This window comes from Bradyrhizobium sp. Kon69 (genome assembly GCF_055807515.1).
This window is the reverse complement of the sequence record NZ_JBVVOS010000112.1, coordinates 1-459: the sequence shown is the minus strand read 5'-3', so window position 1 is coordinate 459 and position 459 is coordinate 1. Positions and strand designations below refer to the sequence as shown.

Below are 459 nucleotides of genomic sequence, written 5' to 3'. Positions count from 1 at the left end.
CCTTGCTTGTCGATCAGCGCGGCCAGGGCTTCGTATTCTTCCGGCAGCAGGTCGGTCAGCGGGGTGCGCACCGGGCCGGCGTCGTAGCCGGCGATCTTCGCACCTGCCTTGACGATGCTCACCGCGTAGCCGGCCTTGCGGTTACGGATGTCCAGGTAAGGCAGGAAGAAATCGTCGATGATCTTGGAGACGGTGGCGTGATCATCCTTGGCAATCGCGTGGTAGAAATCCATCGCGGTTTTCGGGATGAAGTTGAACACCGCCGAGGAGTACACCGGCACGCCCAGGGCGTTGTAGGCAGCAGCGTAAACTTCTGCAGTCGGCAGGCCGCCGAGGTAGCTGAAACGGTCGCCAAGGCGACGGCGGATCGACACCATCAGTTCGATGTCACCCAGGCCGTCCTTGTAGCCGATCAGGTTCGGGCAGCGCTCGGCGAGGCGTTCGAGCAGCGGCGCGGTC

The 459-nt window shown here is 63.2% G+C and carries 1 protein-coding gene; it reads right to left on the bottom strand.

What is annotated here, in order from left to right:
* Positions 1–459 (bottom strand): dihydrodipicolinate synthase family protein (locus AC0L3U_RS38445; RefSeq protein WP_473364968.1); only part of this gene is annotated, 459 nt, incomplete at both ends.